This is a genomic window from Paraburkholderia sp. UCT31 (genome assembly GCF_014397655.1).
Lineage (GTDB): Bacteria > Pseudomonadota > Gammaproteobacteria > Burkholderiales > Burkholderiaceae > Paraburkholderia > Paraburkholderia tuberum.
In genome coordinates this window covers 232,659-253,153 of sequence record NZ_VZQP01000003.1, presented here as the reverse complement: position 1 = coordinate 253,153, position 20,495 = coordinate 232,659, and the positions used below count along the sequence as shown (strand labels likewise).

15 protein-coding genes are annotated in these 20,495 nt (G+C 65.5%); 1 reads left to right on the top strand and 14 read right to left on the bottom strand.

The features are described 5' to 3' along the window. Window positions 1-108: 108 nt before the first annotated feature. The 5 genes from phaZ to F6X40_RS03460 all read right to left on the bottom strand — a co-directional run bounded on the left by phaZ (window position 109) and on the right by F6X40_RS03460 (window position 5,384). On the bottom strand, window positions 109-942 hold the full coding sequence (gene phaZ / locus F6X40_RS03480) for a poly(3-hydroxyalkanoate) depolymerase (protein WP_187626825.1): 834 nt from the start codon (window positions 940-942) through the stop codon (window positions 109-111). Between the two features lie 71 nt (window positions 943-1,013). Continuing rightward, window positions 1,014-1,433 carry a phasin family protein gene (locus tag F6X40_RS03475; protein ID WP_187626824.1) on the bottom strand — a complete coding sequence of 140 codons (420 nt, stop codon included), beginning with the start codon at window positions 1,431-1,433 and terminating at the stop codon, window positions 1,014-1,016. Between the two features lie 66 nt (window positions 1,434-1,499). Beyond that, window positions 1,500-3,206 carry an alpha/beta fold hydrolase gene (locus F6X40_RS03470; RefSeq protein WP_187626823.1) on the bottom strand — a complete coding sequence of 569 codons (1,707 nt, stop codon included), beginning with the start codon at window positions 3,204-3,206 and terminating at the stop codon, window positions 1,500-1,502. 47 nt (window positions 3,207-3,253) lie between these two features. Then, entirely contained in the window at window positions 3,254-3,718 is a 465-nt protein-coding gene (locus tag F6X40_RS03465) for a MaoC family dehydratase (protein ID WP_184064068.1), read from the bottom strand. 22 nt (window positions 3,719-3,740) lie between these two features. Next, entirely contained in the window at window positions 3,741-5,384 is a 1,644-nt protein-coding gene (locus tag F6X40_RS03460) for a fatty acid--CoA ligase (protein WP_187626822.1), read from the bottom strand. A 208-nt stretch (window positions 5,385-5,592) separates the two neighbouring features. On the opposite strand from F6X40_RS03460, the gene tssA reads away from it, so the two are divergent. After that, entirely contained in the window at window positions 5,593-6,861 is a 1,269-nt protein-coding gene (gene tssA / locus F6X40_RS03455; protein ID WP_316251784.1) for a type VI secretion system protein TssA, read from the top strand. 65 nt (window positions 6,862-6,926) lie between these two features. Here tssA and F6X40_RS03450 read toward each other — a convergent pair whose 3' ends face one another. From F6X40_RS03450 to tssI, 9 genes are all read right to left on the bottom strand, one after another. Then, the gene (locus F6X40_RS03450) at window positions 6,927-7,274 is read right to left on the bottom strand and encodes a hypothetical protein (RefSeq protein ID WP_187626821.1); all 348 of its coding nucleotides are present in this window, start codon (window positions 7,272-7,274) and stop codon (window positions 6,927-6,929) included. 306 nt (window positions 7,275-7,580) lie between these two features. Then, window positions 7,581-8,300 (bottom strand): PP2C family protein-serine/threonine phosphatase, encoded by a 720-nt coding sequence (locus tag F6X40_RS03445; RefSeq protein ID WP_184064080.1) that lies wholly within the window; start codon window positions 8,298-8,300, stop codon window positions 7,581-7,583. After that, complete coding sequence (tagF, locus tag F6X40_RS03440) at window positions 8,297-9,808, bottom strand: type VI secretion system-associated protein TagF (protein WP_187626820.1); 1,512 nt, start codon at window positions 9,806-9,808, stop codon at window positions 8,297-8,299. Before tagF ends, F6X40_RS03445 begins: the two co-directional genes overlap by 4 nt. Next, the gene (tssM, locus tag F6X40_RS03435) at window positions 9,805-13,401 is read right to left on the bottom strand and encodes a type VI secretion system membrane subunit TssM (protein ID WP_187626819.1); all 3,597 of its coding nucleotides are present in this window, start codon (window positions 13,399-13,401) and stop codon (window positions 9,805-9,807) included. The genes tagF and tssM overlap by 4 nt, the downstream gene beginning before the upstream one ends. Before the next feature lie 4 nt (window positions 13,402-13,405). Beyond that, the gene (gene icmH, locus F6X40_RS03430) at window positions 13,406-14,806 is read right to left on the bottom strand and encodes a type IVB secretion system protein IcmH/DotU (protein WP_187626818.1); all 1,401 of its coding nucleotides are present in this window, start codon (window positions 14,804-14,806) and stop codon (window positions 13,406-13,408) included. After that, the gene (gene tssK, locus F6X40_RS03425) at window positions 14,803-16,140 is read right to left on the bottom strand and encodes a type VI secretion system baseplate subunit TssK (RefSeq protein ID WP_187626817.1); all 1,338 of its coding nucleotides are present in this window, start codon (window positions 16,138-16,140) and stop codon (window positions 14,803-14,805) included. Before tssK ends, icmH begins: the two co-directional genes overlap by 4 nt. A gap of 91 nt (window positions 16,141-16,231) precedes the next feature. Next, window positions 16,232-17,836 (bottom strand): type VI secretion system-associated FHA domain protein TagH, encoded by a 1,605-nt coding sequence (gene tagH, locus F6X40_RS03420; RefSeq protein ID WP_187626816.1) that lies wholly within the window; start codon window positions 17,834-17,836, stop codon window positions 16,232-16,234. Next, window positions 17,833-18,387 (bottom strand): DUF6931 family protein, encoded by a 555-nt coding sequence (locus tag F6X40_RS03415; protein ID WP_187618819.1) that lies wholly within the window; start codon window positions 18,385-18,387, stop codon window positions 17,833-17,835. Before F6X40_RS03415 ends, tagH begins: the two co-directional genes overlap by 4 nt. Beyond that, on the bottom strand, window positions 18,384-20,270 hold the full coding sequence (gene tssI, locus F6X40_RS03410; RefSeq protein WP_262421348.1) for a type VI secretion system tip protein TssI/VgrG: 1,887 nt from the start codon (window positions 20,268-20,270) through the stop codon (window positions 18,384-18,386). Before tssI ends, F6X40_RS03415 begins: the two co-directional genes overlap by 4 nt. Between the last annotated feature and the right edge of the window lie 225 nt (window positions 20,271-20,495).

The following is a 20,495-nucleotide window of genomic DNA, read 5'->3' as shown; positions in this document are numbered from 1 at the left end:
GCAGACATGTCGCGCTCCGCCGCATCTGCTTCAAACGCAGGGCTTTCCGATACGCCGGCGCATCGGCCGCGGCGCGCCGCGGACCTTCTCCGCCGTTCGCGAGAAAGCTCAACTCGCCTCCCGCCGCAGGAACTGGCGCACCACCGGCGCGACGTCTTTCGCGCGCGTGATGAGAAACAGGTGGCCGTCGTCGATGACATGAAGGCTCGCGTGGCGGATGCGAGCCGCAAGAATCTTCGCGTTGGCAAGCGGTACGATCGGGTCGTCGTTGCCGTGCATCACGAGCGTGGTCTGGCGCAACGCGCCAAGCCAGGGCAGGCTGCTCCAGCCCGAAGCAGCCAGCAACTGGTAGAGGTAGCCGCGGCCGCGCGGCGCCTGGATGTGGCGGCCATGTTCCTTCAGCAGCGACGGATCCCGCCGGTACGCGCCGCCATAGATTTCCGCGCCCACCTGCTGGAGGTAGTCCGGATCGGTATAGCGGCGTGGCCCGATCAGCTTCGTCAACACCGAAAGCTTCGCCGGCACCATGATGACGCCCGGCGAGGTCGCCGCGAGAATCAGCCTGCGGCAGCGCACCGGATAGAGACGCGCGAATTGCTGCGCGAGCGCGCCGCCCCACGATACGCCGAGCACATCGACAGGCCCGTCGTAGCCGAGCCGCGACAGCAGCCTGTCGGTCAGCACCGACAGCGTCGAGAAGCGGTACGGCACGAGGGGCGCGGGCGAGCCGCCCACACCGGGGATGTCGAAGATGATGACGCTCACATCCTCCAACGCGGCGACGAACGGCTCCGCCAGTTCAAGGTTGGCGCCAATGCCGTTGAAAATGAGGAGCGGCGGCGAAGCGTCGCTGCCCTTCCACGTCGCGACACGCAGGACCTGGCCGTCCAGATCGACCATCTGGACCTGCATACCGCAGAAAGACTCAGGGGTGAGTTGCATCTCTGTCATCCGGACGACCTTTTGGCGGAACACTTCATCGGGGGTTCGGCATGCCATATCACCATACCGAGTTACTTCTTCGGTTGCAGGAGCGTTTTCAACTCCTCGATGTGCTCCGCGACGCGCTTCGTGACCACCGCCAAGCTGTCCGACTGCGCCCGCACAGCCGTATCCGCGAGTTCCTGCATGTCTGCCAAGGCCTTGTGCAAGGCCTGTTGAACCACTTCGCCGGCGTTCGCGGGCTGGCTTGCCGATGCGGCGAGCCGCGCGCCGAACGACTGGAGCTCGGTGAACATCGCGCGCATGATTTCCGCCTGCTTCCGGGCGAGTGACTGCACGCCCACGAACGCGGCCGTGTTGGCTTCGGCGAGCGCCTCGATGTCCTTGCGACGCGACTCGAGGATCTTCCCGACGTCGACGCCAGGCAATTTGAACTGTCCGAATACCTTGGTGTACTCAGCGAGAATACTATTCGGGTTGGTTGAATCCATGATTCGAATCTCCACAAAATTGCATCTGGAAAATAATGGCCATAACCCGGCCAATCAGAGTGTGTGTCAAGCTTCCATTACGTAGGTTCCGGGCGCCTTGATGCCCGCCGGATGCCGCTCGCTGCCGAGCGCCGTCGGTGCCGCACGACTTTCGCCGGAACGCTCGCGCAGCCAGTCCGCCCAGTTTTTCCACCACGAATCCTTTTCGGCTTGTGCGCCGGCCAGCCATGTTTCGGCATTCGCCGGCAGTTCGGGATTGAGGAAGAACTTCGCCTTCGGATTGCCGGGCGGGTTGATCAGGCTCTGAATGTGCCCGCTCGAACTCAGCACGAACCGCGTGTCGCCGCCGAAGGTACGCGCCGTGTTGTACACGCCTTTCCACGGCGTGATGTGATCCGTCATACCGGCCACCACGTACTTGTCGCACGTGACGCCGGCAAGGTCGATCGGCGTGCCGAGCACCGTCAGCGCGCCAGGCTTGCTGAACAGGTTGCCCGCGAAGATGTCGAGCAACTGGCCATGCAGCCGCGCGGGCAGCCGGGTCGCGTCGTTATTCCAGTAGAGGATGTCGAACGCGGGCGGCGCCTTGCCCAGCAGATAGTTGTTAACCCAGTAATTCCACACCAGATCGTTGGGCCGAAGCCATGCGAACACGCGTCCCATCTCCTCGCCGGCGAGCACGCCCTTCGATATGCTGTTCTGCTTCGCCGCCGCGATGGCTTCGGGCGTCGCGAAGAGACCGAGCTGCGAGTCGGCAGAGCTGTCCAGCACGGCGACCATCAGCGTCGCGGCGTTGACGGTCTTTTCACCGCGGCTCGCGAGGTGGCCGAGCAGCGCCGAAATCGTCATCGCGCCGGAGCACGCGCCGTGCAGGTTCACATCGTCGCTGCCGGTGATGTCGCGCACCGCCGCGATCGCTTCGATAAGCGCGCTGACATAAGTGTCGAGATCCCAGTGGCTCTGTGCCGCGGTGGGGTTGCGCCAACTCACCGCAAACACCTGGAACTCGCTCTTCACCAGATGGTCGACGATGCTCTTGCCTTCGGACAAATCGAACACATAGAACTTGTTGATCTGCGGCGGCACGATCAATTGCGGACGGCTATAGACCTTCGCGGTCGCCGGCGCATACTGGATCAGCTCGAGCACCTCGTTGCGAAACACCACCGCGCCCGGCGACGTGCCGAGATTCTTGCCCACCTCGAACGCGCTCCTGTCGACCTGCGCGGGCATGCCCTGGTTCTGCAGCATGTCCGTCACGAGGTTCTTCGCGCCGCCAATGAAGCTCGCGCCGCCGGAATCGACAAGCTTCTTCACCGCCGCGGGATTGCCGAGCAGCGTGTTCGTCGGCGACAGTGCGTCCGTGACCAGCGACATCACGAACTGCGCGCGCTCCTTGCTCTTCGGGTCCAGCGCGGAACGCTCGACGAATCCGGTCATCGCGTTGCGCCATGCAAGATAGCTCTGCAGCGTGAGGCGGTAGAACGAATTGTCGCGCCACGCGGGGTCGGCAAAACGCTTGTCGCCCGGCGGCGGCGTAACTTCCGCACTGCCATACAGCGCGGCGATCAGCTCGCGCACGAGCGTCGCTTCCTGCTCCATGAGCAGCGCGGGTTGCCGCAGCGCCTGGGTGCCGATCTGTTGCGCGGTCGCCAGAAAGTCGCGTGGACGCAGCCCGACAAACGGGTTGGGGCCCAGCATGCCTTCGGCGGCGGACGCCGAGAGATCGTCCGTCTGGTCGATTCGCGACGGTTTGTCAGTTGTTGCTGCCATCTTGATGCTCCTCAAACAACGCATTCAGCTTTGTCAACGGGTAAGGGTCAAGCCACCAGCATCGCCAGCGACTCGGCAATCAGGGCCGGCTTGTCCTCGCCCTCGATCTGCAACTCGTTCATCGTCTTGACGATGATCCGTGCGCTGCCCTTCTTCTCCACGGATACGAGGGTCACGCGGTTGCGCACCCGCGCGCCGGCCTTCACCGGCGTCATGAAGCGCACCTTGTCCAGCCCGTAGTTGAGACCGGCCGACGCATCCTCGGGGATGAGACCGATCTCGATCGCGAGCGCCGCCAGCAGCGAGAGCGTCAGATAGCCGTGCGCGATCGTGCCGCCGAACGGGCTCTCGCGCTTCGCGCGCTCCACGTCCACGTGAATCCACTGCCGGTCCCCCGTGCACGCCGCAAATGCGTCGATGCGCGCCTGATCAACGACAACCCAGTCCGACAGGCCCAGCTCGCGGCCAACGAAGTCGTCAATTTTTGCAATGCTGTATTCCTTGATGCTCATCGTGTCTGCTCCTGGTCACCGGTTACGCGAACTGCTCGCGCAGCCACTTCTTGTTCATCTTGCCGACGCTCGTCTTTTCCAGTGCGTCGACGAATTTGACGGTCTGCGGGACCGCGTACTTCGAGATCTGCCCTGTGTGGCTGAACTGGAGAACGTGCTGCCTGATTTCGTCCTCGGTGATCCTGCCGTTCTCCTTGAGCACCACCAGCGCCACCGGACGTTCGCCCCACTTCTCGTCCTTGATCCCGATCACCGCGACTTCCGACACGTCCGGGTGCAGCGAAATCAGGCTCTCGATCTCGAGCGACGAGATCCATTCGCCGCCCGACTTGATCACGTCCTTGATGCGGTCGGTGATCTGCAGATTGCCGGTGGTATCGATGTTCGCGATGTCTTGTGTATGCAGGTAGCCGCCGGCCCAGAGCTGTTCGGACGCTTCCGGATTGTTCAGGTACCCCTGAGTGAGCCACGGCGCACGCGCGACGATCTCGCCGTATGCCTTGCCGTCGTGCACGACGTCCTCCATGTTGTCGTTGACGATGCGCAGATCGACGAGCGGAACCGGCAGTCCGGTCTTGCAACGCAGGCGGACTTCTTCGTCGAGGTCGAGCGGCTCGCTGCGCGGCTGCAGTTGCGCGAGACTCAGCACCGGGCAGGTCTCGGACATCCCGTAGCCTGCGAACACGTCGATGCCGCGCTCGAGTGCGGCGCGCGCAATGCCGTGCGGCAACGCGCCGCCGCCGATGACGATCTTCCACTTGCTGAAGTCCACCGACTTTCCTTCGGGACAGTTGAGCAGCATGTGCAGGATCGTGCTCACACAGTGCGAAAACGTGACGCCCTCGTCTCGCACCAGCTGCACCAGACGATCCGGCATATAGCGGCCAGGATAGACCTGCTTCGCGCCCAGCACCGTCGCGATGTACGGCATGCCCCATGCGTGCACGTGGAACATCGGCGTGAGCGGCATATAGACGTCGCCACGGTGAAAGCGCTGACCCGACACCGGGCTCGCCAGCGCGGCCATCAGCGTGATCGTGTGCAGAACCAGTTGACGATGCGAGAAGTACACGCCCTTCGGCAGGCCGGTCGTGCCCGTCGTATAGAACGTGGTGGCCCTGGTGCTTTCGTCGAAATCCGGGAAGTCGTAGTGCGTCGCACTCGCCGCCAGCATCGCTTCATATTCCGTCGCAAACGGGATGGTGTGCGCGCATGCGTCGCTGTCCGGCTCGTCGATCCGCACAAAGATGCGTACCTTTTCCAGCTGATCCTTGATCGTTTCCAGCACCGGCAGAAAATCGGTGTGAACGAGCAGGACTTCCGCTCCCGCGTGGTTGATCGTGTAGACGATCTCGGCCGGCGACAGCCGCACGTTGACCGTCTGCAGCACCGCGCCCATCATCGGCACCGCGAAGTAACACTCGAGATAGCGGTGGCTGTCCCAGTCCATCACGGCGACCGTGCTGCCGTGCCGCACGCCGAGCCCGTCGAGGCCATTGGCGAGCCGCGCGATACGTTCCTGCAGCGTGGTGTAGGTCATCCGCAGCTGCCCGCGGTAGACGATTTCCTGGTCCGGCGCCTGAGCGAACGGCGTGTGCAACAGATGCTTGATCAGCAGCGGATAGGCATGGTTGGATGGCGTCGAGTCTTGCACTGCGTCCTGCATCAACATCTCCTTGAGTCGAGAAATAGACTGCGGGCTGACACAGGTTCGTCGTTATATGTCGCGTACGCTGGCATCCCGAGTGACGCCATCATCGGCGCGATTGCGATCCGGAAATATCCCTCGAACGGGGGAGCGGTAGGGGCGACGCGGGGGATGCCAGTCACGGCGGCGCTGCGGTCTGATCTGAACAAACTCGCGGACCGCCCCTGTGGCGGCCCGCGCGGGAGTTACGGCGCAGCGGCAACCGGCTGCCAACTCACGACAGAACATTGATCAGGGCAGCCGCCCGGCAGTTCGATCTGCGTACCAGGCTGACGATCAGTTGAGACGGAATAACTACGGGGCATTAGCTGTTGTCCGTTTGATGCCGCGCGCTCGTTGGACGCGCCCTGTCGTTGTAGTCTCAGCGCCCTTCCTTTTTCGCCAGCCAATCATGACGCCATTCGATCCAGATCACCTGCTCCGCCCCATCGACGACAGCACGCCGACAGGCGAGAACCTCGAATACGATCCAGAATTCATCGCGCTGGAGCGGCTCGCCACACCGACATCCGAGCGGGCGATGGGCGACAGCCTGAAGGCCGCCGTAGAACCGGACTGGGATAAGGTGGCAACCGCCGCCGAGGCTTTGTTCAACCGTACCAACGACCTGCGTGTGGCCATCCATCTGACCGCCGCCTCGACCCGCATTCATGGCATTGCAGGCTGGAGCGCCGGTCTGGGGCTGGTTCGCGGTCTGCTGGAACGTTACTGGGAAGCGGCGCACCCGCAATTGGACGCCGCCGACGACAACGACGCTACCGCGCGCACCAACGCGATCATGCCGCTCGGCGATCCCCGGAGCGTGCTCGCCTATTTCCGCAACGCGCCCTTCGTGAGCTCACCGCGACTCGGCCGCTTTTCGTTGCGTGATCTGCGTATCGCGACGGGCGCAATCACCCCGCCACCCTCTGCGGAGGGCGTGCCTGCGCCCACGCTGATCGATGTCGAAGCGTGCTGCATGGATTGCCCCGAACACCAGTTGCCCGATGCGGCCGCAGCACTCGCGATGGCGCTGGAGCACGCGCGCGCCATTGATGCAATTGCGAGCGAAAAGCTGGGTACCGCTGGACCCGATCTGGGCCACCTGACCGACGATATCGAAGAGTTGAAGAAGTTTGTCGATGCACAGTTGGCGCGGCGCTTTCCAGAGCGCGGCGAAGCGCTCGCCGCCGGATTGGTGTCGACCGGCGAAGACGCGCCCACGAACCCTGCCCCTCGGCGCGATAACGGACGAATCCAGGGACCCGATGACGTCGTCCTGTGCATCGACGAAATCTGCGACTACTACGAACGTCACGAACCGTCCAGTCCGCTGCCGATCCTGCTCAAGCGAGCCAGACGTCTGGTCGGCAAGCGCTTCGCGGAAGTCCTTCAAAACATCGCGCCCGGCGGCCTCGCAGAACTGCAGACGCTATCCGGGCCGGACGAAGAATGATCCCTGCAGATCGGCGCAACATCGAGCGGCTGTTGCGCTCGGACTGGCTGCTTCGAAAACGCGGCTCAATATGCGAAGACAAACCAGCAAAACAGCATGACGCCCACCGCGGCCACGCCGAGCAGCACGGCGGCCCACGCGGCGAGCGGTCGCGCGCCGAGGTCCGTGCGCACTGCCCCCCCTTCAGCACTTGCCGCACTTCCGGCATCGTGACCTTCCGCCGACACGTCCGGCTGTTGCATGACGCCCGACAGCACGACCCGCCGCACGGTGTCGCCTGTACCCGCAGTGTCCCGCCCCAGCGATTCGAACAACATGCGTCGGCGGTACCGGTATTCGTTGCGCTGAATCCGCTGTAGTCGATGGGCTTCGTCGAGCGCGCGCAATGCGTCGTTGACCTGCTGCTCGTCCACACTCATGCCTGCTGCCTCCTCGGTCGCAGCCACTCGCACTGCACGACATCGCTGCGGACCGACAGCGCGGGCAGCACGATAGTCATGCCGTGGTTGCGGCGCACGGATGCCGATAACGCACCGGCCATCTGTGCGGACGATGAAGTGGTGGAACGCGCGCCAGTTCTCGCGGGTGCCGACCCGCTGCGAAGAACGTCGATCTGACGCTCACAACGTGTCCTGAAAGCGTCGGATAGCGCGGCCAGCTTCGGCGTGCGCCCGTGATAAGCGGAAGGGATGGGGTCCGGATGGTTCATGGCGGAAATTTCACGATGCTTCGAGCCGCACGATGACGGCGGAAATGTTGTCGCGCGCGCGACGCGCAAGGGCGAGCTCGAACAGGCGCTCGATCTGCCGGCGTGGACTGTGCTGCTCGCGACAGGCGGCGGTCAATTCGCCATCACTGAGCTCCTTGTTGACGCCATCCGAGCACAGCAGGAACTGCATGCCGGGACGGCTGCCGGCCATGGCCCAGTCGACGTAGAGCGTCTCGTCGACGCCGACCGCCCGGGTCAGCACGCCAGTGCCCACGCCTGCCGGCGCGCGTGGTCCGAAATGCGTGATGTCGACCGGTTGACCATGCACGTGGTCGCGAGTGAGTTGCGTCAGTGCGCCGTTTTCCTGAACGTACACGCGGCTATCGCCGACCCAGCCGCACAGCACGAACTGCTGGTCATGCACCAGCAGCGCGACGGTCGAACCGATCACGTCGGTTTGTCGAGCGACGGCGGCCTCGCGCAGTTCGGTGTTCACCTGCTGCAGGCTGTCTTCGATCGCAGCAATGAAGTCGAAGACGCTGCCTTCGCGCGTCAGCGCACCAAGGCGTTCGATGATCAGCGTGCTCGCGTAGTCGCCGGCCGAATGGCCGCCCAGACCGTCGGCCACAGCCCACAGTCCGAGGTCCTCGCGAACCAGAATCGCATCTTCATTGCGGCGGCGCACCTTGCCTGTCTCGGTGCGGCCGGCGGAGCAACAATGCGTCGTCATGAGCCGGCTTCGATCACGGCCAGCGGCCATTGCGTGGGCTGCGTGCCGAGGCCCGCGCACATCGCGAGATGCAGGCGGGCGTCCTCGTTCGTGGTCAATGCCAGCGCCTCGAGCAGACACGCGTGCGGAAGCTGGATGAGCGCGCGGCTGACGAGCAACAGCAGGCGATCGTCATCCTCGAGCGTGATGCACGCTTCGTCGCAATCCGGCTCTTCGGAGGCGCCGATGCCGGGCATCGCGAGCCATGCATCGCCGAACAGCAGATCGTCAAATTCGCCGCCCGCGCCTGCCGCCCGCTCGACGAACAGTGGTTGCAACTGGCCGCGCCGCCAGTGCCAGGCTGCCGCGGCGCCGATCCGCAGCAGTCGCACCTGCGCTGCGTCAAAGCGCGCGACGAGGGCAGCGCCGTTTGCTGCCGCTGCGTGGCGCGCATCGTGCGCATCGTGCGCATCGTGCCGGGCGCCGCGCAGCTGCGCGTGCAGCGCCAGCAGGCCGGTCCGCAGACTGGGCAGATCCGCCGCACTGCGCTGCGCCGTCTCGCGGATGGCGCGCGCTGCACGTTGGTGCGAGTGAGACGGGCCGTCATCGGCACTCAGCACCAGCGTGCGGCCGTCGTCGAGTAGCAGCAGCGCATCGCTGGCATCTGCAGCGTGACCGGCTGCCGATGAACCGACGGGCAACACTCGATCATCGTGACCATCCTCCGCGTGCAGACCGCATTGCCCGGCAGCGATCTCGTCATCGCCCAGCAACGCAACAGACTCCCACTGACGAGCGGATGCCGAGCCGAACTCGCGCAGCGCTTCGCCCATGTCACCCACGTCGCCCACGTCGCCCGCCCTCGACACCACCGGCTCCAGTAGCACTGCGTAGCTCGACGGCAAACCACGCGTCGCCAGCAGGCACGCAGCACGTTCGGTCCACCAGAGGCACCACGGCCCCGGCCGCTTGCCGAGTTGCGACCATGCCTCGGCCAGCACCATCCCAACGGCCGCGCCTTCGGGCATCGCCAGTCGCCATTGACCGCCGTCCCACGGCAGCGCGCGCCAGAACGCAGCCATGTCGGTCGCAGGTCGCACGTGCGTCAGCGGACCGGGCAACGCCGCCACGCGCACATCGAAGGTTTCGACGCTCACGACCTCGTGCTGCGCACTGCGATAGACGCGCTCGAGTGCGTCGAACCACGCGTGATTGCCGAGCACGGTCGCGACATCGCCGCCACAGGGCGCGGCCAGCACCATCGGAAAGGCACGGCCGAGCCGATCGACGGCCGGTCCGATCAGCCCGCACCACGCGAGCTCGCCGCACACCGTTGCGGGCAGCACGAAGCGCCACGCCGCGCCCTGTCGCCATGCGGCGTCCCAGTGCGTGCCGAGCTCGCCGCGCCCGGCTTCAACCGCGCGCTGGAAGTCACGGTCCCAGTCTTCGACGAACGCGGACGGCAGCCGTCGCTGAACAAAATCGCCCGCGCTGGGCAATTTCCCGAAGAAGCCGACTCCACCGTTCATCGCGGGCACCTGAAACGCCGGACTTCGTCGTCGAGGAACGGGTTCTTCAGACTCGCGGGCGCGATCGGCAGCTTCACTGCATGGCCGCCGAAGTCGAAGGTCGCGAGATAGCGCAGGTCGCTCTGTTTTTGCAGATGGGCCGCATCGAGCGCGTGGAAGAGTGCCCAGTCCCCATCGAATTTTAGCGGCGTGCCGACCGGATGGCCGGACGTATCGAACGCACTGACGACCACGTGTCCGGGCTGCGGTCCAGGCCACGTCATCGTCATGCTCGCGGAGCCGTTCGCCGCGTAGTCGTACTTCTGCCCGTCGATTTCGACGGTCAGCTTCGCAATTGCCGGATCGAGCTGCGGCGCGAGCAGCGTAAAGCCGACCTGCAGTTGCGCGCCGTTGCGGAAATAGATCTGGCGGATCGCGTCGGCACTCTGCGCTTCGCTCAGCACGGCGTCGGGGCCGGCCGGCGCGCCGGGCTTCCAGCGCCAGTTGCGGCCACTCGTGTCGACTGATTTCGCGAGCGTCGACTTGAAGAAACTGTCGAACCGTCCGCCATTGCCGAACAGCTCGGCGAAGTTCTGCACGGGGATGTCCGATGCACGGTTCGACGCAAACGGATAGCGGCCATCGACAAAGCTCGCGCAGTCGTTGCCCGCTGCCTCGCGAAACTGGCTGGCGAGCGCGGCGCTGCTTCCGCTTGCGACCAGATCCGCACTCTTGCCGGTGAGGCCGGAAATCAGCGAAGCCACCTGCGGCGGCAACTGGTCGCTCTCCTGGCGCGCCGCGAGCACGGCCGGATTGTTCTGCGCGCCGGGTGCGCTCAGGTCAGTCATCGTCAACAGGTTCTTGCCGAGCTGGTCGAGCACGGTGGACATCTGATCGAGCGGCGTCGAGCCCGGCGTGCCGACGCTCATCTGGTTCAACTGCGCGAAATGCGCCTCGATGGCGGCGCCCGCCCGGCTGGCCGGCGCTTCGCCCGAACCCGGCCTGGCGCTTGCGGGGCCGTTGGTCGTGGTGCCGTCCGGCAGCGTTGCGCCCGCGTCGCGCAATTCGCCGGCCAGACGCGTGTTCGCCGCACGTCTCGCAATCAGGTTCCCGCCGACGGACGCCGCCTGCGCGCCCACCGCCGAAGCCGACAAGGCCGATGAAGCCGAAGTTGCACCGTCAGCCGTGGCGCCACGCAACATGTCACTGGTGTTGTCATGCACGAGATGCAGCAGCGCTTTCAGCGGCGAACTCGGACCCGACAGTTTCGCGGCCAGCGCACTCGCGGCCTGAATGTCGGACACCGGCTGAAGTTGCAGATCGGCGAGCAATGCGTCCCACGCCTTGATGTAGTCCTGCTCGTACAGTGCCAGCACCTGCTGTTCATAGCGCGAGCGCGCGAGCGGATCGATGCGGCTGGCGTTGAAGACCCAGTAGTCCTTCACGAAGCCGTCCACCGATCGATCGATTCCGCCGTTCACCTCGGCGGCGAAAACCGGCCTCGTGAACAGCGCGGGGAACGGTTGCGAAAGCGGCGCGCCACTCTTGCGGCGAAACACGCTGCCAAGCAGTCCGAGCGACTGGTCGAGTCGCACCGGCGGCGCCCCCGAACGCCCGGCGTCGAGCTGGACGCTGCCGTAGATCAGCGTCGCGAGATCGGCGGTCTTCAGCGTCGCGCGCGCCTGATCGATGAGCGCGTTGTCGAGCGTCAGCGCGCGCGGCTTCGCCGGATCGTCGACCAGCGCGGAAAAGTGTTTGTCGAGCGCGTTCTGGATCGCCGGGTCCTGCGGGAACATGCGTTGCCATTCGATGCGCGCGAGCGCGGCCAGCTCGCCGGGATCGAGATGCTGCGGCTGGCCGAGCATCAGATAGCCCTTCAGGTAGTCGTAGAGTACCTGCGGAGCGTTGGCACTGGCGTTGAGTCCTTCCCGAAAGCGCACGCCGACGCCGGGCAGCAAGGTGCCGTCGAGTTCGCGCAGATACGCGGCATGCACCTGCCCGAACAACGCGTGTCCCTGGAACAGGCCGAAGCGCATCAGCCAGGGCACGTGGCCCTGATACTGGCCCGCGACGCCCTGCGCGCCGGAGATGACTTCGAGGCGCGCGAGCGCACGCGCGAAATACGTCTTGAGATCCGGTGCGCCGGCGAGGCTGCTGGCTGGCGGCAGGTCTTCCAGCGTGTCCTGCACCTGCGCGACGTAGAGACGGTTGCGCGTGTAACTGGTGGCGAAGCCGGTGATCAGCAGCGCCGTGACGAGCGCGATGCCGATATACATCCCGGCCTGCATCAGGAGCTTCTGCCGTTCCAGCCGCGGGTTGGTGCCGGCGAGGCCCGACTCGCGGAACAGCACTTCCTTCAGCAGCCGTTCGACGAAAAAGGTCCGGCGTTGCGTGCCGCCGCCCTGCACGCGCGCCGCGTCGACGCCGAAGGTGCGCGCGACGGCGCTCAGCATGCGGTCGATCGGCGCGCCCTGCTGGGTGCCGGAGGTCAGATAGACGCCGCGCAACAGCGGCGCTGCGCCGTACTGATGACGCCCGAACGCGCCTTCGACGAACTGCCGCGCAATTTCGCGAAACGCGCCGAGCTGCTGCGGAAAGCTGAGCACGGCGGCGCGTCGGCTGCGATCGCGCTCCCCATGCAGACGCTCGATCACGCGCGTATTCAGACGCTCCAGCAACAAGTCGAACTCGCCCGCGAAGCGCGCGCAGGCGCTACCTTCGATACTCACGTCGACGGGAAACGTCATGCCCCAGACCTGACTGCGCAGATCGGGCCCGAGATCGTCGAAGAACTCGGTGAAGCCCGCCACGAGATCGCACTTGGTGAACACGAGATACACGGGCACCGCCACCTTCAGGTGCTGCGCGAGTTCGTCGAGGCGCCGGCGCACGGTGCGGATGTGCTGCTGACGCGCGTCTTCGTCGAACGTCAGCAGATCGGACACGCTCATGGTCACGATCACGCCGTTCAACGGACGGCGCCGCCGATAGCGGCGCAGCAGCGACAGAAACGCCTGCCACGCAGAAGCGTCGGCGGCCGCATCGGAGTCCTGCGTCGTGTAGCGGCCCGCGGTGTCGAGAAACACCGCCTCGTCGGTAAACCACCAGTCGCAGTTGCGCGTGCCGCCGATGCCGCGCAGCGCCTCCTTGCCGAAGCGCTCCGAGAGCGGAAACTCGAGCCCGGAATTCTGCACCAGGGTGCTCTTGCCCGAGCCCGGCGGACCGATCACCACATACCACGGCAGCGCGTAGAGATTGCTGCCATTCCTGCGGGTCTTGCGCAACATATCGATTGCTTCGCGAAAGCGACGCTGCAACTGCTCGCGTTCGGCGCTGCCGGGTTCGTCGAGCGGAAGCTGCGCGTCCTGTCCAGCCAGCTCGCCGGACAGTTGCGACGTCTTGCGCCGCGCGCGCCATTGCATGGCCTGTTCGACCAGCAGCCAGCCAAGCACGATCGCGAAGATCAGCGCCAGCCGGGCCGCGGCGCTCGCGAGCGGTTGCCGTTCTCCGATTCCGAGATAGGGGCCGCCCAGCCAGATCAGCGCAGCGATCAATAGCAATCCGATCGCGACGGTGAACCACCGGGACGTCACCCAGGTTTTCAGCGTGTTCATGGGTTCAGTGCTCCGGGATAAACAGGATTTCCACGCGACGGTTGCGCGTGCGGTTCGCCGGCAGATCGGCCGGCGTCGCGATCGGCTGCGACGAGCCAGCGCCGCTCGCTTCGAGACGACGCGGATCGTCGAGCCCCTGCGCGAGAATCTGCTGCGTGTTCTGCGCGCGCGCCGTCGACAGCGCGAAGTTGTCCTTGAAGGTCAGCGAACGCACGGGCTGGTCGTCGGTGTGGCCGACGACGATCACCCTGCCCTTCACCTGATTCAGCGCCGACGTGATCCGGTGCAGGAGCGACACCACGTCGGGCGCGATGTCGGCGCCGCCCGACGGGAACAGTTCGGCGGCGGCGAGACGCACCGTGGCGCGGCCATCGGTTTGTTCGTCGACGCTCAACTGGCCGGCCTGTTCCTGTGGCGCGAGCAGTTGCTTGAGCGTCACGCGCGCAGCCGTGGGCGCGAGCGTCGCGACGGTTTGCGGCGGCGGCGTGTTCTCGAGACCGATCGCGGCAAGCTGTGCGCCGACCGGCGCAGCGAGCGCGTTGAGCTTCGTGAAAAACACCAGGAATGCACCCAGCAGCACGACGGCCGCAGCCGACGCGGCGACCCACATCGGCACATGCCGCATCACCGGATTGCGGCGGTCTTCGACGCCGCGCCAATGCGGCGCCAGTTCCGCGGCGGGCGCTTCGCGCAGCCCGCGAATGCGCCGATAGAGATCGTCCTGAATGTCGGCCAGGCGCGCGAGCCCGCCTGGTTCCACGAGATAGCGTCCGCCGAAGCCCAGCGCGAGACAGATGTACATCAGCTCGATCAGATCGAGATGGCGCGAGAAGTCGACGCTCAGGCGATCGAGAATCTGGAAGAACTTCGCGCCACCGTAGGCCTCGCCGTGGAATGTCACGAGCAGCGTCTTTTGCGCCCAGCCGCTCAGGTCGCCCCACGGCGCATTGTTCACCGACTCGTCGAGCATCGTGCATAGCACGTAGCGCGCTGCCACGATGGTTTGCGTGTCGATGCCCGCGCCCTGTGCGTAGCGCTCGAAGCTGCGCACCTGTGCGACCGCCTGTTCGCGCAGACGGCCGACGTCGGTGGGCGGCGCAACGCTGTGCCGCAATTGCACCGTCAGCAGCAGCAGCGGATTGGCCGCACGGACGAGCGGATTGGCGACACCGCTCAGGAAGTCGCCCAGCTCGGCGCGCAGCGGCGGCGGGCCAGGCGGCTGCGACGGCCGGTTTGCCGGCATCACGCGCGAAGTGGGCGATGCTGGCCGCACGATGCGCGTGAGCTCGCCGGCGTCGGTGTTGGGATCGGCGTTGGGATCGCCGTTGACGGCGCGCTGCGGGCGCACCATCGTCGCATCGCCACGCCGGGTTGCGTCGGCGGAACGGTCGTTGGTGGTATTCATGCGCGTATCGCCCACAGTTGCAGGTCGAGACCGGCGAAGCCGCTACCGAAGTGCATCGCGATGCCGCCGGACGTCTTCAACATGCGCCACATCGGCGAGTTTCTGTCGCACTCGAAATAGAGGAAGCCCGACATGTAGGGCAACTGGCGCGGCGCGACCGCCATCGGCGATACGCCGATGCCCGGCAGTTGCAGGTTCACCAGATCGCGGATCTTTTCGACAGGGCCGATCTTCGATTGCGTCGGCAGTTGCCGGCGCATGTCTTCGGACTTCAGGTCGGCCTTCGCGGCGAGCACGAAGGTCGCCGTATCGAGCAGCGTGAGATCGGGCACCATGCCGACCCACACGCCATACTTGCGCTGCTGCAGCGGAATCGCGACAGCACTCTGTTCGAGCACCGCGCTCAACGCGATGCGCAGCGCCGCGATCACCGGCTCGAAGCTTTCGCGCAGCAGTTCGTGCCGATACGGCGGAAAAGCCTGCGCGCGCTTGCCCGGCGTCGTGAATGTAGCCAGCTCGCCGGCCAGTTCGAGCAGCAGCCGGTAAAGCGCTTCGGGGTGCAGCAGCGGCGCCTCGGCAAGATGCGCGACGAGCGGCTGATAGCGGTTGATCACCTGCAGCAGCAGAAAGTCCGCGATTTCCGCGGCACCGCCGCGATCGGTCTCGCTCACACGTCCCGCGAGCGCCTCGCCGCGCTGATGCAGCAGGCCTAGCAGCTCGGACAGGAAGGTGACAAGCCGCCCGGCCGCTTCGGTGCTCTGCGCGGTCGGCACGAAGCCATCGTCGAGGATCACACGCCGATCGGCGCGGCATTCGACGACTCGTGCCAACGGAATCCGCATCAGGCCTTCCATCGGCTGCGATTCGGGTAAAAGACGTGTGCTCATGCCCGCGACTTCGAGCGCGGTGACGCCTTCCATGCTGCCCGACGCATCGCGCACTTCGGCTTCGCGCACGCGATAGCGGAACAACTGATCGCTGCCGGCGCCGGGCCATGCGCTGTCCGGCTGCGTGGGCGAACGCAGCGGCAAGGTCAGATGGACGATCTGGTCGCGCCAGTTCGCATCGATATCGAGCGGCGGCGGCAGTGGATCATCGCCGGGCATTGCGAACGGCGTGCCGTCGGGAAACACGCCGCGTGCGCGCTTGATGCCGAGCTTGCCGATTGCGAGCAGATCGCTTTCCAGTTCGAGTTCGTGAAAGCCCCATGCGTGCGGACGCAGATTGCCCGCGCGCAGCTCGACGTAACGCTCGAAATAGCGTTCCTGCTGCTGCATGTGCTGCGGCCTGAGGAACAGGCCTTCGCTCCATACCACCTTGTTGCTCTGGGTCATGTCGGTGAACCGGATAGGGGTTGTCACACGTCGCGCGACGAGTGCGGGCGCGACGGCCTCGGGCCTCGCCGCACCGGGTCGCGTTGGCTGGTTACGTTGGCTCGTTGCGCCGCCTTTTCAGGCGTCCGAGCTGTTCTTCGTAGGCGCGCGCGAATTCATCGCCGAACAGCCGCCTGAAGCATTCATCGGGATTTCTCGTGACTTCTTCAAACTGTTCCTTGTAGCGCTCCCAGTGACGCGGCCGGCCACCGAGCGGCAAACGGCGCACGCTGCCTTCGGCTTCCCGTTCGATCTTCGCCGGATCGAAATGCGCGAGCAGCGACTGGAACGCGGAACGCACGCCAGCAAGCATCGCCATCTGGTGATTGCGGATGTCGGCGGCGGCATCGTTCAGCGCGGCGTTGCCGCGCAGGAAGCCGCCATCGGGCGGCGCGAGCAGCCTCATGACGGCTTCCTGCGCGGTCGGCGCGAACTTCAACGGGTTGTTTTCAGAACGCTGGATCAACGTCGCGGGCAGCCGGAAGCTGTTCTTCAGTTCGGCGCGCGCGCGTAGCACGTCCATCATCGCGTCGACGGCGATGTGGAACATTTCCATCAATTCGGGAGCGTCTTCGCCGGCGGGCGACGGGGCGGCAGAGGCGAGCGGAGCGGTCGGAACCGCAGGCACTGCCGGCGCTGCAACTGCCGCAGCGATCACGACGGGTGTTGTGTCCGGCGAGTCCGGCGACGCGTGCGAATGCATCGGCGTTTCCGACTGCGTTTGATTTTGCGGCGGCACCTGCGTCGGCGTCGATGCGTGCGTTGGCGCAACCGCGAATGGTCCGGTCAGATCTCCCGACACGCGTTGCTGTCGCGGCGACGGTGCGGGCACAAGCGCCGGGATCCCGCCAGTCGTCATGGACACATCTTCGGAAGGTTCGAACCGCCCCTGCCCGGAACGCGCGGCGACCAGGCTCGCGCTCGCGTCCCAGTCTTCCGGGAGCACGGGCCCGCCAAGCCGTGCTGCCTCGGCCTGCGGCGGCCGGAAGCGGTCGGCCGCCGCAGGCGAGTGGTTCCAACCGGGCGCGGACGATACGCGAGGCAGCGGTTCGTCGGCGTAGGACGATGGCACATCGAACAACGCGAGTGGATCGAGACTCGCACCCGGCGCCGATCCATCGGCGACGCCCGGAATCAGGCCTTCGGCCTCGCCCGCATGCTCCTGCGCCGGGGTGGCGCGCCGTGGCGCGAGCAGCAGGCTCAGGTCCAGCGGACCCCTGTTTTGCGCAGGCGCAGGCGCCGGTGCGCAGGCAGGGGCCGGCGCGGCAGCACCGAAAGACGCGGTGCGCCCCGGATCGACCGCGCCGGCCCGCGGGTCCGGTTCGGTCGATCCGTTGCCGCTCAAGCGCACGCTGACATCGAACGTGTCGATCTGCAAGCGGTCGCCTTGCTTCAGGGCGGCCGGATCGCCTTTTCGCAGTGGCGCGCCGTTCAGCGACATGCCGTTCGTGCTGCGGTCCTCGATGAAATACATGCCGTTCAGGTAGCGCACCAGCGCGTGCAGACGCGACACGCCTTCCGTGCCCAGCACCCAGTCGCACTCGTCGGAACGGCCGATGCTGCCATCGCGGCAGTCGAACACCTGCTCGCGGCTTGCGTCGAAGCCGCCAGTCCCCTCGCCTTCTATCGAGAGAATCAGCCTCTGCGCGGCGCTCATTGCCTACCTCCATCGATACCTTCAGGAACACTCAGCAGGCCCAGCGCATCGCGCACGAACGCGGCACGGCGTGCATCGAACCGCGCGGGAACCAGCGCGGCCATGTAGCTCACCGCGGCCGTCGCCGCGATCGCCGTCAGATGCTCCGGCGGCGGCGTCGGCCGCTCGTGCTGCGGATTCAGGTTGCCGCCCGACCAACCTGCGGCGGCAGCCGTCCATGCGCCGATCGTCTGGTAGCGATGCGTCTTCGCGAACGCGAGCGCCGCGGCGCGTTGCGCTTCCATGGGATCGCGCACCCACGCTTCCGCCAGTTCGAGACCTGCGCGATCGTGTTCGTCGAGCGTCTGACGGCGGCAGCACTGGCACGCCCACGCCACCGCATAACGGCGCGGCAGCAGACGACCCAGCAGGCTCAACGCATCGGCTGAATGTCCGGCGTCGAGCAATGTCTGCACCGCCGAACGCGCCGCCATCGACGGCCGCAGGCACGCTTGCGCGCGCGTGGACAGCCGCATCTGGCGCGCTGCTTCGAAAATCGACGGCGTGCTCATAAGATCATCGGAGCCGCGCCGCCCAGTACCGCCGTCGCGGTCCCGATCAACTGCAGGTTGGTGGACTGCACGAGGCAGTCGGCCTCGGACAGGATTTCCATCGCCGCGATCGAACTCATGTTCAGATTCGCTTTCGAGTTGATCTCCATCGCAAGACCCGATGCCATCGTCACGTTCATGTCTCCGTTAAGCGAGATGCTGGTGCCTTGAATCGCGATCTCGCCGGTGCTGTTCATCGTGATGCTGGCAAGTCCGGTGACCAGCCTGATCTGGTTGCCCGCCGTCAGCGTGTAGTTGCACGCGACCTGTACATCGTGGTCGTGCTCCGACTCTTCGCGCAGATCCTTTTGCGCGTGAATCAGCACCTGCTCGCTGCCTAGCCGGTCTTCGAAGCGGATCTCGTTGTAGTCGTCACTACCGCCACCTTCGTGGCTGCGGCTTTTCACACCGCTTTGGGTCTTGTTGTCCGGCAGGTTGTACGGCGGCATGTTGTCGGCGTTGTAGACACTGCCGATGATCAGCGGCCGGTCCGGATTGCCGTCGAGAAAGCTGACCACCACTTCCTGTCCGACGCGCGGGATGAACTGCGCGCCCCAGCGCTTGCCGGCCCACATCTGCGCGACCCGCACCGGGCACGAGTTCCGCGCGTTCGGTTTGCCCTGACGATTCCAGAAGAACGTGACCTGCACGCGGCCGTATTTGTCGACGGCGATGTCTTCGGGCGTATCGCCGTACACCACCGCCGTCTGCAGGCCAGCGATCACCGGACGCGGCGTGGTCGGCATCGTGCGAAACAGCTGGCGGCTGCGGATCGCCTTGAAGCCGCACCTGAACGGCGCCTCGCCATCGTCTCCACCGCCGCCCGCCGAGTAGTCCGGCTCGACGAGGCGCGTCACCGCGTCGATCACGAGGTATTCGTGATTCGCGTCGGCAAGCGGAAAGTCCTTGAGCCTGAACAGCGCACCCGTGGCGAGACCACAGGCGTCGGTGTGGCCGGCGCTCATCGCGAGCGGCACATTCAACGCATCCGCGCGCACCTGCGCGTAGCGCTGGCCGTCGGACAGACGCTCGTCGTAGCCAACGTAGTCGTACCCATAGTCGTAGATGTCGAGGCCGCTCACGTTGTGCGCGTCCTCCATGTCGGTCAGCTCTTCGGTGGCAAGCAGCGATGCTTTCGGCTTCAGATAGTCGTAGTCGTCGAGTTGCACCTTCGTCGCGTTGACCGCGCGAGAGGTCTCCCAGTCGCTGATCGACGCCTTCATGCGCTTGCCCCGCCCGATCGGCGGCGCATAGGGAATCTGCTCGAAGCCAGCCACGCTCGAGTGCGCGCCGAGCGCATCGGCGAGCACCATCGTGTGCGTGCTCTGCGTATGCGTGAAGAAGTAGTAGATGCCTTCCTGCTCCATCAGCCGGCTGACGAAGTCGAAGTCGCTTTCGCGGTACTGCACGCAATAGTCGCGCGGCGGATAGCTACCGCTGAGGCTCACCTTCAGATCGCTATAGCCGATGTCGCCAAGTACCGACTGGACGATCTGCGGCACACTCATGCTTCGATAGATGCGGCAGTCGCGTCTGCGCGTCGCTAACCACGGTTTCGGCACGAGCGTGAACGTGTAGACCGCATAGCGCACGTTGTCGATGTTGACGAAGCCGCCTTGCTCGCCTTCGCGGACAATCGCGTTGAAGTAGCGCGTATAGCCTTGCGGCGTGACAAGCTTCACCGTCATCGGCGTGCCCAGCAGCGAACGCAGGTCGACTTCCGCGTTCTTGCTGATCGCTTCGAGCCGATATGAAAACAGCCGACCAAGCGACTCGGTCGCGGTCATGTTTGCGAACAGGAGACTGCTGCCGAGACTGGAAGTGAGTGTGATTGCGTGGGCCATGACGTGATCTGCGAACCTTCTTTACGTTGCGGGTAAGTCGTACTGGACGGAAAGCCGCAGCGCGGTGATCGAACCGGTATCGGCGCCGCTGTTGCGAACCGGACGCCTTTAGGTCGACGGTTTTTGCCTGCTGGCCTCGCTCCATCTCCCGGCGCGATTAGTACGCCCTTTGGCAAACAGAACACCCGGCCCACGCGATCTATTCCTTCGCCATGGCGCAAATGA

What these genes read in the sequence shown, in the direction of transcription:
- phaZ (WP_187626825.1), bottom strand. Translation starts at nt 942, where the DNA reads ATGCAACTCACCCCTGAGTCTTTCTGCGGTATGCAGGTCCAGATGGTC.
- F6X40_RS03475 (WP_187626824.1), bottom strand. Translation starts at nt 1,433, where the DNA reads ATGGATTCAACCAACCCGAATAGTATTCTCGCTGAGTACACCAAGGTA.
- F6X40_RS03470 (WP_187626823.1), bottom strand. Translation starts at nt 3,206, where the DNA reads ATGGCAGCAACAACTGACAAACCGTCGCGAATCGACCAGACGGACGAT.
- F6X40_RS03465 (WP_184064068.1), bottom strand. Translation starts at nt 3,718, where the DNA reads ATGAGCATCAAGGAATACAGCATTGCAAAAATTGACGACTTCGTTGGC.
- F6X40_RS03460 (WP_187626822.1), bottom strand. Translation starts at nt 5,384, where the DNA reads ATGCAGGACGCAGTGCAAGACTCGACGCCATCCAACCATGCCTATCCG.
- F6X40_RS03445 (WP_184064080.1), bottom strand. Translation starts at nt 8,300, where the DNA reads ATGACGACGCATTGTTGCTCCGCCGGCCGCACCGAGACAGGCAAGGTG.
- tagF (WP_187626820.1), bottom strand. Translation starts at nt 9,808, where the DNA reads ATGAACGGTGGAGTCGGCTTCTTCGGGAAATTGCCCAGCGCGGGCGAT.
- tssM (WP_187626819.1), bottom strand. Translation starts at nt 13,401, where the DNA reads ATGAACACGCTGAAAACCTGGGTGACGTCCCGGTGGTTCACCGTCGCG.
- icmH (WP_187626818.1), bottom strand. Translation starts at nt 14,806, where the DNA reads ATGAATACCACCAACGACCGTTCCGCCGACGCAACCCGGCGTGGCGAT.
- tssK (WP_187626817.1), bottom strand. Translation starts at nt 16,140, where the DNA reads ATGACCCAGAGCAACAAGGTGGTATGGAGCGAAGGCCTGTTCCTCAGG.
- tagH (WP_187626816.1), bottom strand. Translation starts at nt 17,836, where the DNA reads ATGAGCGCCGCGCAGAGGCTGATTCTCTCGATAGAAGGCGAGGGGACT.
- F6X40_RS03415 (WP_187618819.1), bottom strand. Translation starts at nt 18,387, where the DNA reads ATGAGCACGCCGTCGATTTTCGAAGCAGCGCGCCAGATGCGGCTGTCC.
- tssI (WP_262421348.1), bottom strand. Translation starts at nt 20,270, where the DNA reads ATGGCCCACGCAATCACACTCACTTCCAGTCTCGGCAGCAGTCTCCTG.